The organism is Roseibium sp., from assembly GCF_965276855.1.
In the GTDB taxonomy this organism is placed as follows: Bacteria; Pseudomonadota; Alphaproteobacteria; order Rhizobiales; family Stappiaceae; genus Roseibium.
In genome coordinates this window covers 417,260-431,346 of the sequence record NZ_OZ255700.1, presented here as the reverse complement: position 1 = coordinate 431,346, position 14,087 = coordinate 417,260, and the positions used below count along the sequence as shown (strand labels likewise).

The 14,087-nt window shown below is 55.2% G+C and carries 13 protein-coding genes; 4 read left to right on the top strand and 9 right to left on the bottom strand.

Features of this window, described 5'->3' with window-relative positions; genetic code table 11:
• The first annotated feature begins 320 nt into the window (after positions 1–320).
• The gene (locus ACQY4Z_RS01930; protein WP_428526191.1) at positions 321–746 is read left to right on the top strand and encodes a hypothetical protein; all 426 of its coding nucleotides are present in this window, start codon (positions 321–323) and stop codon (positions 744–746) included.
• A 56-nt stretch (positions 747–802) separates the two neighbouring features.
• Here the strand turns inward: ACQY4Z_RS01930 and ACQY4Z_RS01925 are convergent, their stop codons facing one another.
• From ACQY4Z_RS01925 to ACQY4Z_RS01910, 4 genes are all read right to left on the bottom strand, one after another.
• The gene (locus ACQY4Z_RS01925; RefSeq protein ID WP_428526189.1) at positions 803–1,915 is read right to left on the bottom strand and encodes a formylglycine-generating enzyme family protein; all 1,113 of its coding nucleotides are present in this window, start codon (positions 1,913–1,915) and stop codon (positions 803–805) included.
• Positions 1,916–1,942: 27 nt separating this feature from the next.
• A complete protein-coding gene (locus ACQY4Z_RS01920; RefSeq protein WP_428526187.1) occupies positions 1,943–3,628 on the bottom strand; it encodes an alkaline phosphatase family protein in 1,686 nt (561 codons plus the stop codon).
• An 8-nt stretch (positions 3,629–3,636) separates the two neighbouring features.
• Complete coding sequence (locus tag ACQY4Z_RS01915) at positions 3,637–3,873, bottom strand: hypothetical protein (protein WP_133950206.1); 237 nt, start codon at positions 3,871–3,873, stop codon at positions 3,637–3,639.
• Between the two features lie 62 nt (positions 3,874–3,935).
• A complete protein-coding gene (locus ACQY4Z_RS01910; RefSeq protein WP_428526185.1) occupies positions 3,936–5,537 on the bottom strand; it encodes an arylsulfatase in 1,602 nt (533 codons plus the stop codon).
• A 319-nt stretch (positions 5,538–5,856) separates the two neighbouring features.
• On the opposite strand from ACQY4Z_RS01910, the gene ACQY4Z_RS01905 reads away from it, so the two are divergent.
• Positions 5,857–7,233 (top strand): cytochrome ubiquinol oxidase subunit I, encoded by a 1,377-nt coding sequence (locus tag ACQY4Z_RS01905; RefSeq protein WP_428526183.1) that lies wholly within the window; start codon positions 5,857–5,859, stop codon positions 7,231–7,233.
• Positions 7,234–7,239: 6 nt separating this feature from the next.
• On the top strand, positions 7,240–8,250 hold the full coding sequence (locus ACQY4Z_RS01900) for a cytochrome d ubiquinol oxidase subunit II (protein WP_428526181.1): 1,011 nt from the start codon (positions 7,240–7,242) through the stop codon (positions 8,248–8,250).
• A gap of 18 nt (positions 8,251–8,268) precedes the next feature.
• Here the strand turns inward: ACQY4Z_RS01900 and ACQY4Z_RS01895 are convergent, their stop codons facing one another.
• From ACQY4Z_RS01895 to ACQY4Z_RS01875, 5 genes are all read right to left on the bottom strand, one after another.
• On the bottom strand, positions 8,269–9,858 hold the full coding sequence (locus ACQY4Z_RS01895; protein WP_428526179.1) for a cation:proton antiporter: 1,590 nt from the start codon (positions 9,856–9,858) through the stop codon (positions 8,269–8,271).
• A 229-nt stretch (positions 9,859–10,087) separates the two neighbouring features.
• A complete protein-coding gene (locus ACQY4Z_RS01890) occupies positions 10,088–10,903 on the bottom strand; it encodes a substrate-binding periplasmic protein (protein WP_428526177.1) in 816 nt (271 codons plus the stop codon).
• Between the two features lie 252 nt (positions 10,904–11,155).
• Positions 11,156–11,848 (bottom strand): RES family NAD+ phosphorylase, encoded by a 693-nt coding sequence (locus ACQY4Z_RS01885; RefSeq protein WP_428526175.1) that lies wholly within the window; start codon positions 11,846–11,848, stop codon positions 11,156–11,158.
• Positions 11,849–11,851: 3 nt separating this feature from the next.
• Entirely contained in the window at positions 11,852–12,265 is a 414-nt protein-coding gene (locus tag ACQY4Z_RS01880) for an antitoxin Xre-like helix-turn-helix domain-containing protein (RefSeq protein WP_166672743.1), read from the bottom strand.
• 178 nt (positions 12,266–12,443) lie between these two features.
• Complete coding sequence (locus ACQY4Z_RS01875; protein ID WP_428526173.1) at positions 12,444–13,043, bottom strand: TetR/AcrR family transcriptional regulator; 600 nt, start codon at positions 13,041–13,043, stop codon at positions 12,444–12,446.
• A 129-nt stretch (positions 13,044–13,172) separates the two neighbouring features.
• Between ACQY4Z_RS01875 and ACQY4Z_RS01870 the strand changes: the two genes are divergently transcribed.
• Entirely contained in the window at positions 13,173–14,081 is a 909-nt protein-coding gene (locus tag ACQY4Z_RS01870) for a haloalkane dehalogenase (RefSeq protein ID WP_428526171.1), read from the top strand.
• Positions 14,082–14,087: the final 6 nt, after the last annotated feature.

The following is a 14,087-nucleotide window of genomic DNA, read 5'->3' as shown; positions in this document are numbered from 1 at the left end:
GTCCAGACTCTTCAGAAGAGGCTAGAAGCGGAAAGCAGTACCCGCTGTTGAGCCGTTTGTGACCGTGTCGTAGGAAAATGCTTCTGTACAGGACTTTCCGTTGTTGTAGTCTACGCCAGTGGCCTTTTGATTTTCCGATACCGGCGTAACTGCGCTGATCATCAAATGTACACACAACCTTGATTCGCCAAAAGGTAGTATAATTAAGAAAATGCAATTGGATTCGACATTGCGTTAGGTAAATTATATTATGCGGTGCAGTCATAAGAGAGATTCAAATCTCCGCGCTGTATCAAGTCTTCAGTAAAGAGGGGGGGAACATGGCGCGTTCTTTCAAGAATTACGAGTTCACGAACGACAGTGGAAAAAAGGCGAATGATCTGCATATCATCTGGGGGATAACCTCAGTTGAAGTTATTGGTGTTGACGGCGTCAAGCCAGATGATCCGAAGGCGGACTACTCCCTCAGTGAAACTGGTGGAAAGTCAGATATCAGCGAACATGAGGTGGAGAAAAACGGGACCGTCAAGGTACGCATAAAAACACCCCACCTCGTTCCGCCGAAACGTGTCAAATATCAATGGACACTAGACGGAAAAGCTATCAGCAAACTTAAGACGATTGCGTTCGAGGAACTCGATGATGGAGATACTCCGGAAGAAGTTGCCGTACGCCGTTTCGAAGAACGAATGGATTTCTTGTCCGATAGGCTTGAGATGCTGATCGAGATGAACCGGTTCAGATAATCTGTTTATTCAAGGCTGGTGATCTTCGGCTTTCTTTTGAGATTTAAACTGCCGAGCTATCGCGGTGTCGCATCCTTGACGATGCGAAATCCGATGTGGTTAGTGCCAAGGCTGCGTTCTGCATTCTGGCGGGCGGCGGGTCGGTATCTCAGGCAATAGGACGGAGCGCAGAGCCAGGATCCGCCTTTGACGACGTTCATTGCGCCGACGCTTGGATGAGAGAAACTGGCTGCCAGGATCTCTGGTGGCCCGTCCGGATCGGTTGCGGCAATTTCCGGGTGTCCAGGCACCCACCAGTCGGAGACATGCTCCCAAACGTTTCCGGCCATGTCGTAAAGGCCGTAGGCATTTGGCAGAAAGGAGCCGACGGGAGCTGTTCCGTGATGGCCGTCTTCCTTGGTGTCGACACTTGGAAAGAGGCCTTGCCATGTGTTGGCCTTCCAGCCTTGCCCCGGATCATAGCCGTCGCCCCAGGTGTATTCCGCGCCCTCGATGCCGCCCCGAGCTGCAAATTCCCATTCCGCCTCCGTCGGCAATCGGCCGCCGGCCCACTTGGCATAGGCGCGGGCGTCTTCCGGTGAGATCTGAACCACCGGGTGGTCGTCCATATTCTCAATTGAGCTGTCGGGGCCTTCCGGGTGTTGCCAGTCTGCGCCCGGGACATAGCGCCACCAAACGCGGAAGTCTGTCAGGTCCACCTTGCCGGGCGGCTGGGCGAAAACCATCGATCCAGCGCGCAGCAGATCTTTTGGAAGGCTCGGGTTTTCTGCGGGGTCCAAGTCCCGCTCGGCGGTGGTGACATAGCCGGTCGCCGTGACAAAGGCTCGGAACTCGGCATTGGTGACTTCGGTTTTCTTGATTTGAAAGGGGCTGACCGTAACTTGCCGCTCAATTGCCTCCTCACGGTAATGCTCGTTGGAGCCCATCGTGAACGTCCCGCCGTCCAGCAGAATGAAATCACCGTTCGCTCTAGAGGCGGAGTTGGTTGCCAAAACAAGAACAGACAGTCCCAGAAACGCTGAAACGAGCAATTTGGAAGCGCTGTCTTTTTTCGGTTGTCCAGCTCCCATGGAAACGCTGTCCGACGTTCCACATCCATGTTCTTGGCCGATAATCGATTGCCGTATGCAGGTCTTGAGGTCTTGGATGCGTTGAGGTGATGCTGTCATCGAGCGGTCCGCGCTTGAACTAAAAACTTACCGAGAGTGGACGACCTCATCCAAGATCTTGCCACGAGCGCCGCTGGGAGCCTTGATCCTCAAGTAGGCGGCAACCGTCGGCGCGAGGTCGACTGTTTCAACCCGCGCCGGGATGCGGCTTGCTTTCATCCCCGGCCGGGAAAAGATGATCGGGACATGCGTATCATAGGTCCAGGGGGATCCATGGTGCGAGGCAACGTGAAGCCCGTCAAAATCACCCACAAACCAGTGCGGTTCAAATACGACGTAAACGTCGCCGGACCGTGAGGCATGAAAATTCGCCAGCACTGCATCGCTGACACTCGTCTTGGCAATCGCGGCACTTGCGAGATCCGCGCTGGATATCGCGTAAGCAATGGCCGGCATCTTTTGCAGTTCACTGGCGAGAGCTCTGGCAACGTCCGCTTTTTCTAGTCCTTTGTCCGAAATCAGCTTTTCGTTGAGATAGACGTAAGGCTGGGAGAAAGAAGAAATGAGCTCCTGAGCAACCCCAAACTCAGCAATGAGAGCTTTCGCGGCAGGTTCCTTGTCTATGTCATCGAAAGTGAAATAGCCGGCCGGAATACCGAGATACTCCAGGTAACCTGGGACCTCCGCGCCGCCGTGGTCTGCGGACAGAACGACCAATGTGTGTTCCAAACCGATCTTTTGATCCACATGGTCCAACAGCTGGCCAATGGTTTTATCAAGACGGCGCAGATTGTCCTCGGCTTCCAAGCTGGATGGGCCGAAAATGTGGCCAACATAATCAGTCGATGAAAAGCTGATTGAGAGATAATCGGTCACATCATCTGAACCGATAGCCTCCTTATCGATCAGTGTTTCTGCAAACGATGCCGTCAACTCATCGCCTGCCGGGCTGAGCGTCAAAAACGTCGTGTAGTACTTACTGTCCCAAGCTCCGAATGGATGCGGAAATGTGCGGCCAAATCCCGGGAAATCGGTTTCCCATTCCGCATCATCGAAGGCAGCAAACCGATAGGTTTCTTCAGGGTCAGTCAGCTCCCAATCTGTATAGGCGTAGGCCAGAACATGCCCGGCGTCGTTCCAGGCATTGACCCAGTCTGGATAGGAATCCATGTAGTAGCTCGACGTGACAAACCGGCCGTCGCTTTTTGAGAACCAGTAGGCCGTTCCGGCGTGGCCGGCCATAGAGATGGCACCGCGATCCTTGACGGACACCCCGAATATCTTCGAAACGCCAGCATTTGCGATCGCGATTTCATCAGACAGGGTCGATGACAAGATCGACGCAGGGGAGCGTCCGTCAGATGTCGCGGCCCGTTGTGTCGGATCGATCTCGGTAGACTGATCGACACCGGACTTCGCCAGCAGCGGATAATCAGGATCCTGAACGTTGTAAAACGGCTTCCCGGTCGCCCGGTCGAACCAGAGGTTGGCAACCATTCCGTGAACGGCGGGATCGGTGCCTGTTGCCAGTGTGGTGTGGCCGACAATTGTCTCTGTGTTGGCGTGCCTGTGATGGGCGTTGGTATAGTAGATGCCGTTTTGAAGAAGGCGTTTGAACCCAGTGTCGCCAAAGTGCGCAATGTTCCGGTCGATCAGGTCACCACGCAGCTGATCAACGGTAATCTGCAAGACGAGCTTTGGATGGTCCTGGGCTTCGGCTTGAGCCGATGTGGCAGCAGTTACCGCCAAGATCCCAACAGCCAACCAAAGCATTTGCATGATCAAAGCGCGGACCGGATTTTCTTGAAGGCTTTAGACAGTTCATCTCCGAGCAAGGAGGTGGCTTCGCTGATGTTCTGCGCGGATTCGCCGAGTTTTGCCTCAGCTTCGAAACTGTCCCACTTCTTTTCCAGCTCGTCCCATTCCTCCTGCAGCTCCTTGCTGCCCAAATGGATTTTCAGTTTCACCTCGTCGCGGGTTTGCTTGAGTTCATCCACGATGTCTTTGATATCTGGCATTTCTTGGCTCCGGAGACCGAGAATGGGGCATCATATGACGCCCCATTTTGTCTATCTAGTTGTTATTGAGCGCCACTTGGCGTCGAGAGTTTATCCATGACCTGATCCAGCGAGAAGCTGGCCGCTTTCTGGCGTGGCGGGAATTCCTGGAAAGTGGCCAGGAAATTCGCAACGTACTGCTGTGCAGGTACAAGCAGATACACCCGGTCGATCAACCAGTCGTAGTACGTGTTTGACGTTCTGTAAGACCGCTCATACGGGTCGCGGCGCAGGTTGAAGATCAGCGGGACACGCAACGGGGTGAACGGCTCGATCCAGGCCCGCAGCGTCGTGTAGGCCTTTTGCTCCATGAAGATCATCTTCCAGTCGGCATACCGCAGAGCGGTCAGGTCCCCATCGTCGGAGAAATAGAAGATCTCTTGACGCGGTCCCTTGGCTTCTTCGCCAAGCAGGTGAGGGAGGAAGTTGTAACCGTCCAGATGGACCTTGTACTCGCGACCGATCGCTTGCACACCGCCATCCTTGAGTTGTTCCTTGATGTCGGGAACACCGGCTGCGGCCAGATAAGTCGGCAACCAGTCCATGTGGTGCATGATCTCGTTGGACACGGAACCCGCTTCGATCTTGCCCGGCCAGCGGACCATGGACGGAACACGCCAACCGCCTTCCCAGTTGGTGTTCTTTTCGCCGAAGAACGGCGTCGCTGCGGCATCCGGCCAGGTGTTGTAATGCGGGCCGTTGTCGGTGGAATAGTGAACGATGGTGTTGTCGGCGATGCCAAGTTCATCGATCAGGTCCAGAAGCTGGCCGACATGCATGTCATGCTCGATCATGCCAGCGGTGTATTCATCGACGGTCCGGCCGGCAATGTCGCTCGCCTGATCCATCATTTCCGGCTTCACATGGGTGCGGAAGTGCATCCGTGTGCCGTTCCACCAGACATAAAACGGCTGACCTTGCTCATGCGCCCGCTTGATGAAGTCCACAGCTGCGGCAAGAGTTTCCTCATCCACCGTTTCCATACGCTTCTTGGTAAGTGGGCCGGTGTCTTCGATTGTCCCGTCTGCCGATGACTTGATGACACCGCGGGGACCGAAAGTTTCCCGGAAGGTGCGCCCGTCCGGCATGATGACATCGCCCGGATAATCGGCGTTTTCAGGCTCTTCTTCAGCGTTCAGGTGATAAAGGTTGCCGAAGAACTCATCGAAGCCGTGATTGGTTGGCAGATGTTCGTCCTTGTCACCCAGGTGGTTTTTGCCAAACTGTCCGGTCACGTAGCCTTCGGCCTTCAAAAGACCAGCGATGGTCGGATCTTCTTCCTGCATGCCGAGATCCGCGCCGGGCAGGCCGACCTTTGACAGACCGGTGCGGAACACGCTTTGACCCATGATGTAGGACGAGCGGCCGGCCGTGCACGATTGCTCGCCGTAATAGTCGGTGAATATCATGCCTTCATTGGCGACGCGGTCGATATTCGGGGTGCGGTAGCCCATCAAGCCCATTGTGTAGGCAGAGATGTTGGACTGACCCACATCATCGCCCCAAATGACGAGGATGTTGGGTTTGGTTTCCTGAGCCGATATCGGGGCAATCCCTGCCACGGCTAGTGAGGCGATTGAAAGTGCAATCACTTTTAATCGTCTGGAGACAAATGAATAACGCATGAAGCCTCGCAATCTGTGAGGTGATGGGTACGTGCGGTTGTATCGCGGAAGAAATTTTCAGCGTACTTGATCAGTCTATGCGCAATATCTGTTCACGGGAAAGTTAAAAATAACGCTGCGTTATTTGTTTTGGCTTTGCGCAGGTTTTGGTTGCGCATCATCTGAAGGGGCGACGGCAGCGTTGAAAAATCGCATGTGACCGGCTGCCGCATGGCGTGTCGCCGCACTTCGCCGGTTTCACATTGAGTAAGTGAAATCCCTCATCCATATGTCGGCTTAGCAATCAACCACAACCAGGCCTTTGGGCCGGGAAAGAGCCATGGAAGAACTTCTTCTCAGCCGAATTCAGTTCGCGGCCAACATTTCGTTCCACATCCTGTTCCCAACGATCACCATCGCGCTGGGGTGGGTGCTGCTGTTCTTCAAACTGAGGTTCAATGCGACGGGCGATGACCGCTGGATGGCGGCGTACATGTTCTGGGTAAAGATCTTCGCCTTGTCCTTTGGCCTCGGCGTCGTAAGCGGCATTACGATGAGCTTCCAGTTTGGCACCAATTGGCCGGGCTTTATGGAAACAGTCGGCAACGTCGCTGGTCCGCTGCTCGCATACGAAGTGCTGACAGCCTTCTTCCTTGAGGCGGCCTTCCTCGGGATCATGCTGTTCGGGGCGTCGCGTGTTCCGAACTGGCTGCACACGCTTGCGACCTTTCTAGTCGCGTTCGGAACCACAGTCAGCGCGTTCTGGATCCTTGTCTTGAATTCCTGGATGCACACACCGGCCGGTTTCGAACTGCGCGACGGGATTGTTCATGCCACTGACTGGTGGGCCATCATCTTCAACCCGTCCATGCCCTACCGTTTGGTGCATATGCTCCTCGCCAGCGGCTTGACCGTTGCCTTCCTCATTCTTGGCATCTCGGCCTTCCGCCGTCTGATCGGCGATCAGTCCAAAGGCGTTCGCGTCACCTTCAAAACTGGCGCGTGGATGGCAGCCATTCTCATTCCGGTGCAGATCTATGCGGGTGACCTGCACGGCCTCAACACCTTGGAGCACCAGCCGCAAAAGGTTGCCGCCATGGAAGGCAACTGGGAAACCTCGTCCCATGTGCCGCTGTTGCTCTTCGCCTTGCCGGATGAGGAGAAGCGACAGAACAACTTCGAGATCGGTATTCCGGGCGGCGCGTCGCTCATCCTGAAACACGATCCGGCCGGTGTGGTCCCGGGCCTGAACGATTTTTATGCCGAAGATGGAACCGCGCTTCATCCGCCGGTCGCGCCGGTCTTCTGGTCCTTCCGCGTGATGGTCGGGACAGGCGTGCTGATGCTCGTCATCAGCTGGGCGACTGTCATCATGATGCGCCGGAATCGCGGTGTGGACGGCTTGAACCCTTGGCTGCTGCGCGGCCTTGTTGGCATGACCTTCTCCGGTTGGCTGGCGACACTTGCCGGCTGGTACACTACGGAAATCGGCCGTCAGCCTTGGCTGGTTCAAGGTGTTCTGACTACCGAAGCCGCTGTTGCTGATGTCCCGGCGCCCATGGTTGCCACAACGCTTGCCGCTTACTTGATCGTCTATGCGGTTCTGCTAGTGGCCTATATCACGGTCATCTTCCGGCTCGCCCGCAAGGCGAGCAATCCCGAAGATACAAGGCCGCATTCCGGTGCTGCCCAAGTGGCCCTGGTCCCGGCGGAGTAAGACAACATGACCTTCTTTGGTGATCCGACCGTCTGGCTTCCGCTGGCTTTCGCCGCTCTCATGGGCGTCTCGATCCTCGTCTACGTTGTGCTCGACGGATTTGACCTTGGGGTGGGCATCCTTCTGCCCCTTGGGGACGAGGAAGAAAAAGACCGCATGATCGCGGCGATCGGCCCCTTTTGGGATGCCAACGAGACATGGCTGGTGCTCGCGGTGGGGCTGTTGCTCGTGGCCTTTCCCGTGGCGCATGGGGTCATCCTGACCGCGCTTTATCTCCCGGTTGCTGTCATGCTGATCGGGCTCATTCTGCGCGGCGTTGCATTCGAATTCCGGGCAAAGACCACCGGCAAACAGAAGCATCGCTGGAATCAGGCGTTCTTTTTTGGCTCTGTATCAGCCTCGCTCGCACAGGGGTATATGCTCGGCCTCTACATCATGGGCCTGGAACACACACCTGCCACAGTTGCCTTTGGTGTTCTGACCGCGCTCTGTCTGACGGCTGGCTACGGCTTTATCGGTGCGACCTGGCTGATCATCAAATCCGAAGGCACCTTGCAGATGAAGGCGATCCGTTGGGCCCGGACGCGGCTTTGGGGTGTTGTCTTGGGTTTCGGTGCGATCTCGCTGGCAAGCCCGTTGGTCAGCGACCGGATCTTCGAAAAATGGTTTTCCTTTCCCTCGATGATCCTGCTGGCGCCCCTGCCATTGATGTCGGCTCTTTTGGTCTTCATCCTGTACACAGCGCTGCAGCACCTGCCGGCCAAAGACGACAAGTGGGCGTGGGTGCCGTTCACGGCAACGGCCAGCCTGTTCCTTCTGGCATTCGCAGGATTGGCTTATTCCTTCTACCCCTACGTGGTACCGGAGCAGCTCACCCTTTATGAAAGCGCAAGTGCGCCGGAAAGCCTGTTTATCATCCTGCTTGGGGCCTTGTTCGTCCTGCCGGTGATCATCGGCTACACAATCCTCGCCTACACCGTCTTCCGCGGCAAGGCGACCGAGTTGCGCTACGACTAGACCTTGGTTAGAGGGGGACTAAGCCGGTGCTGCCTTCTCTCCCTCCACCGAGTTCTCGGAACCGGTTGTTTCAAGCGCATGGATGGCAAGGCTTTGCCCGGCCTCCTGCATGGTCAGATATGTTTGGTCTGCCCCGGCTTCGGTGATTTGAGCCACGTGATCGGCATGCAGGGCATGGCTGACGATCGTGCCGGAAAAGCCACTGGCTCGTAACATCCGTGCTGCGATCAGTTTGGCCTCAAGATCATCCATTGCCAGAACCGCTGCGGTGATTTTGCTGAGGTCGACGCTATTCCAGAAATTGCTGTCTTCTGCGTCCGCAAAGATGACATTGCGCCCAGCTTCCGCATGGCCCTGGACCTTATAGATGTCTGCATCCAAACCAATGGGGCGATGCTCTTTTTCAATCAGAGCATTGTAGGCGGCGGTCCCGGTGCGCCCCATCCCGAATACCAGGATATCCGCGTCTCCAAGGTCTTTGGGTTGTTCGTCCGGGTGACGCGTCGACAGTTCAAACCGTTGCAATTGAGGTTCGAACCGTTCGAAAATCTGGTGCGCAAAGCGATTAAGGGGCGCGGCTATCAGGAAAGACACCGACACGGCAATCGCAAGTGGGACGAGATAGTCCTGAGCGGCCGGGATCCCGGCCGCGACGATCAAACCGAATTCACTATAAGCAGTCAGCGACAAGGCCGTGACGAAGGAGGTTCTTGCCCGGAGTTTGAAAGCGATCAGGACGGCAAAAAACAGGATGCCTTTCAAGGGCAACAGTGCTGCCAGAACCAACGCAAAGACGATCGCATTCCAGTCCGGGAGCCCGGACATTCCGATCGATAGGAAGAAGCCAATCAGAAACACTTCCTTGAGCGCCCAAAGTGAGCTGGACAATTCACCTGCCCGAGGGTGACCGGAGAGCAGAAGCCCCATAACGAGCGCACCGATTTCGCCTTTCAATCCGATGATCTCGAAACCGACACCACCTATCACAAGGCTGAGCATCATACCCGTCAACAACAAGACTTCGTCGTGCCCTGCTAGATCCAGCAACTTGAACAGGACCGGCCTCAGCAGAGGCGTCGCGAAAATCAATAGAGCCCAGGGACCTGGCAGCTTGCCTGCAAAGATTGCCAAAACCACCAGCGCGATAATGTCCTGCACGATCAGGATGCCGATGGCGGTCCGCCCATGAAATGTGCCGAGCTCGCGTTTGGCCTCAAGGATCTTTGCCGAGAGCACGGTGGAGGAAAAGGCGAGGGCGATGCCAACAAGCAGCGCACCCATCCATTCGGATGTGAAGAGCAGCCAGATGATCGGTGTGAACACGCCAATGGACACGATAAAATGGATCAGCGCGCCGCCAACCACTTGCGGTTCGGCTATCTGCCTGAGTTTCAGCTTCAAACCGATGGTGAACAGCAGCATCAAAACGCCGAGTTCGGCGACGTAATCAAGAATTGGACCCGTTTCGCCCGGCATTCCAAAGCGCGGTCCGATCAGGTTGATGAAAAAGCCTGCAGCCAGGAAGCCAACAAGCGGCGGGAGGCCTACCTGCCGGACAGCAAGCCCGAACACGAACGCTGTTCCGATCGCAAAGACTTCAAAGTGCATGCCGGTCTCACCTGTTGGTTCGTGCCCTAACGGTAATCATCAATTCTTGGGCGATTCCCTGCGTACATCAATCGTCTTGGGTCGATTCAATCACTCGGTCCGGGGGCGCGACTTCGAACCGATAACTTGGTCTTTTAAATAGAAAGACATCAGGCCCCTGGATTTGCCTTCAGTGACGAGAAGGCAAAGGGTACAAAGACGCGTCACACCGTGAGGGATAACAAACCCATCAGTTCACTTTGCGTGTGGGTGTCTCACCTTTGGCCTGTTCTTGAAGCCCAAGAACCTCTTCGAGTGCTGTCTGAAATTGGTCAACAACGCCATCGGCCGTCTTCAGATTGAAGGCGAAGTTCAGACTTACAGTATCTGCCAGAAACACCGGTTCGAACTCGGCGGGATCTATTCCTGCCTTGGCCGCGAGCCTTGCAAAGTTTTTCCACTGGATCGGGATGAAGTCGATCCGGTCGGCGGCCAGCATTTTGACATTAAAAATGCCTTGGCTGTTGAACGTCGTATTTTCTTCCGGAATACCGTGCCGCTTTGCAAAAACCGCACTGGCCCCATCAATTACGACGCCGACCTTGTATTGATGGAGGTCTTCTGACTTTTCGATTTCGAAGTTCCGCTCCTTTTTGCCGATGAAATAGGAGTCGAACTTGAGGATCGGGCCTGCCCATTTGAAAAGGCGTTCCCGTTCGGGCGTGCGGCCCGTGGAGAACAGAACCGTATTTGCATCAACCTGAGCTTGGTGAAAAGCTCGTGCCCAGGGAAGGAATACAATGTCCTCTCGAGTTTGGGTCGACCCGACTTTTTGAAGGATCTTGTCCAAGAGATCGGCTGTTTGACCTTTGACCACGCCATCTTCGACATAGTGGTAGGGCTTCCAGTCTTCGGAAAGAAGCTTGAGCTCTGGAAATGTGGTCTCGGCTTGAACAGGTTCCCCAAAGGGCGCTGCCGCGGTGAGAAGCAAACCGACGGCAACAACCGCTCGCCATCGACGGGACAAGTCCCTCGCAATCCGCTTCACTGCTTTTGGATCTGACATCTACTGCTTTATCCAACCATGCTATGGAAGCATTATCCGGTAACACCTGTAGAAGTTAAAAGTCTGAGATTTAAAAAGTAAATAATATCGGAGTCACAAAGTCGTTTAATTTGAAGAAATCATCGGGGGAGATATTTGAAAAGCTGCGTGCATTTTAAAAATACATTACTCTGGGTGTTAAAAGCATCAATTTTAGGCAAAGTGATTTGCTAAAATCGCAAGCAAATGATGGCAGGTTTCGTCCGGGAAACTTCACGGGTCTGTCACTTCCAAGACTTCCCCAGTGTCCAGGCGTTTGACGAAATCAACCCGGTCTCCATTCCAGTGATAGCTGAAGTGCGAGGATTGGACAGGGATCGAAACCACGTCCGGCCAGAACGCCCCCAAACATTCACCGCCTGCACAACGGACGCTGTCCCAGACAAGGCCATCGCTGCCTGAGGCTCGGATTTCGGCGCCGGCCTTCTGGGAGAGATCATAATCGGACGCATGAAGGACACCCGGTACATCATTGACGTCTGTCAGGTCGGCGTCGACAGACCCGACCAAAAGCCGGAATTGGGACGTCCATCCGGCGTCCTCGCGTGTTGAGGCCATGAACCTTGCATGGTGATAAATTGTCTCTGCGAGAGCCACGTTCTCTGAATTGCCCGCGTAGTAGATCCCGTAGCTGCCATCGGAAAACCGACCTGGCCTCAGCGGAGAGCAATGGACAAACGGTGCCATGACATAGCTGGCGCCGGGACCGGAAACGCGTCGATGAACCGGGACTTTGCCAAGGTCGCCGATTTCGCCGCGCACGCGCGGGTTGGTTTTTGCCTCGACCGAAGCCAGAGCTTCCCAATCCTTTGGGTCGGCGATGTCTTCAAACAAATCAATGGGAGGGTAGAGGGAGCGGATAATGCGAAAGGTCCGCGCCCACGTTACGCGCCGGGTGTGCGGCATGGCCTACCAAACCCCGCGCTCGGCGTTCAGCCAGCGGCGCAGGCTTTCAAGGTCGGACATTTCACCGCGCAGCATGACATCAAGGGCAGATTTGCCCTCAAAAGCGTCATTTTCCTTCTTCACCCAGGCGTATCCACGCTTTGGCTCGTTGAAGAGGTGGCGGATGCCTTTGTGTATGCCCATCAGGTGCGCCATGCGCATTTTGCGGTCCCGGTCCACGCGGCCGATGTCACCGCGCTTCCACCGGTCCCATGTGCTTTGTGACATGTCGCCCAGCAGCGTGCGGGATTGCGCATCGCTCAGGCCCCAGGCCTTGAAGAGGTTGACAGTCGCGCGCGCCAAAGCGCCGGCTTCATCGTCCGTGATGACCGGGTTCTGTGCGTGGGCTGGCGTCGATGTTATCGGTTGCAAGCTCAACTCAAACTCCATCATTTGACGGTATTTTATATTATATATGTCAAATGACAACCGGTCGGCTGTTTTTCAAGGGGATCGGTGAGATCTCAGTGCTCATTTCTCATGTGCGAACACTTGAGCCGTCAATGCAGGGCTCAGCTTTGAAGGTTCATTGCAAGGCCAATAGTAGGCGTGCTTTTCAATCCCCGCCGGTCACTGAAACCGACATCGCTAAATCGGTCAGCAGGTCGGCGGTCTCGTCCATATCAAGTGGCAAAGCGCGGGCTGTGATTGAATAGCCCTCAAAGTAGGGGATGAGCAGGGTCGTCAAACGGTCTGCAGAAGCAGCGTCTGTTTTGCCCTCAAACGCAAAGTCCACAACTACCTTGGAAAAGCGTCGATAGTATTCCATCAGGCACTCATCAATGAGGCCGCTCCTGCTGGAGATCGCCCATATTTCCCGAAAAGCCCGGCACATGTCGCTGATCTCCAGGCCATGGACCAAGACGGCCCGCACCAGAAATCGAATCCGGTCCCGGGTCGTTGAGGCGTTGCTCTCGTGCGCGAGTTTCTTCAGGTTCTCGGTGCACTCTTCGAAGTAGCCCGCAACCATGGCAATCAGCACATCATCCCGTGTCTTGAAATAGTATTGCACATTGCTGAGCCGCATCTCTGCGCGCTCCGCGAGCTTGCGCATCGTTAGGCCAGCGTCGCCCGTTTCGATCAAGAGTTCCAGTGCAGCATCGAGGATTAGTCTTTCCTTTGGAGAGAGAACTCGGCGCTTAACCTGCTGTTCCACTTTACTTATTCCTTTTTGGCTAATGGCTGTGACCCAAGGGCCTACCTTGTTTTTGAGTATAGAGACTTGACGAAATTGGTCAAACGACCTAATTTTTGGTCATATGACCTAAATCTTGAAGGTGCCCTTATGATCAAAGCACTCCGTACCCCTGATACCCGGTTTGACAGTCTTTCCGACTATCCATTTCAACCCAATTATGTCGACGACCTGAAGGGATATGAGGGCCTTCGTGGTCATTACGCCGATGAAGGTGATCCGAACTCCGAGGAGGTCTTCCTGCTGCTTCATGGAGAGCCCAGCTGGAGCTATCTCTATCGCAAGATGATCCCGATTTTCGCCAATGCCGGTGCCCGGGTGATCGCACCCGACTGGTTGGGGTTTGGGAAATCCGACAAGCCTGTCGATGATGAGGTCTACACGTTTCATTTCCATCGAAACTACATGCTTTCCCTTATCAAACATTTGGATCTGAAGAACATCACACTGGTGGTTCAGGACTGGGGAGGCGTTCTCGGTTTGACGTTGCCCATGGAGATGAAGGACCGGTTCAAGCGGCTGCTGATCATGAATACCGGTCTCATGATGGGCCCGGTGAACAGCCCCGCCTTTGATGCCTGGAAAGCAGATATCGTTTCAGATCCTGACGTGCCGATCCCGTTCATCATGCAGAAGAACGAGCCGGTCATTTCTGACATCGAAGCTGCCGCCTATGAGGCGCCATACCCGGACCAAAGCTACAAGGCGGGAGTCCGCAGGTTTCCCCTTATGATTGCGACATCGATGGACGCTCCGGGCGTCGATGTGTCTCAAAGGGCCGCAAAGTTCTGGTCGACAGAATGGACCGGTGAAAGCTTCATGGCGATCGGAATGCGCGACAAGATGCTGGGGCCGGATGTCATGAATGTCATGCGCACGGTGATCAACGGCTGCCCGGACCCTCTGGAAATCCCGGAAGGCGGACATTTTGTTCAAGAATCCGGCGGCGAACTGATCGCCCAAAAGGCCCTTGAACACTTCGGCCTGGCCCAGGTCTGAAACACC

Coding starts and splice junctions, on each gene's coding strand:
- ACQY4Z_RS01930 (WP_428526191.1), top strand. CDS start 321: ATGGCGCGTTCTTTCAAGAATTACGAGTTCACGAACGACAGTGGAAAA.
- ACQY4Z_RS01925 (WP_428526189.1), bottom strand. CDS start 1,915: ATGACAGCATCACCTCAACGCATCCAAGACCTCAAGACCTGCATACGG.
- ACQY4Z_RS01920 (WP_428526187.1), bottom strand. CDS start 3,628: ATGCTTTGGTTGGCTGTTGGGATCTTGGCGGTAACTGCTGCCACATCG.
- ACQY4Z_RS01915 (WP_133950206.1), bottom strand. CDS start 3,873: ATGCCAGATATCAAAGACATCGTGGATGAACTCAAGCAAACCCGCGAC.
- ACQY4Z_RS01910 (WP_428526185.1), bottom strand. CDS start 5,537: ATGCGTTATTCATTTGTCTCCAGACGATTAAAAGTGATTGCACTTTCA.
- ACQY4Z_RS01905 (WP_428526183.1), top strand. CDS start 5,857: ATGGAAGAACTTCTTCTCAGCCGAATTCAGTTCGCGGCCAACATTTCG.
- ACQY4Z_RS01900 (WP_428526181.1), top strand. CDS start 7,240: ATGACCTTCTTTGGTGATCCGACCGTCTGGCTTCCGCTGGCTTTCGCC.
- ACQY4Z_RS01895 (WP_428526179.1), bottom strand. CDS start 9,858: ATGCACTTTGAAGTCTTTGCGATCGGAACAGCGTTCGTGTTCGGGCTT.
- ACQY4Z_RS01890 (WP_428526177.1), bottom strand. CDS start 10,903: ATGTCAGATCCAAAAGCAGTGAAGCGGATTGCGAGGGACTTGTCCCGT.
- ACQY4Z_RS01885 (WP_428526175.1), bottom strand. CDS start 11,848: ATGCCGCACACCCGGCGCGTAACGTGGGCGCGGACCTTTCGCATTATC.
- ACQY4Z_RS01870 (WP_428526171.1), top strand. CDS start 13,173: ATGATCAAAGCACTCCGTACCCCTGATACCCGGTTTGACAGTCTTTCC.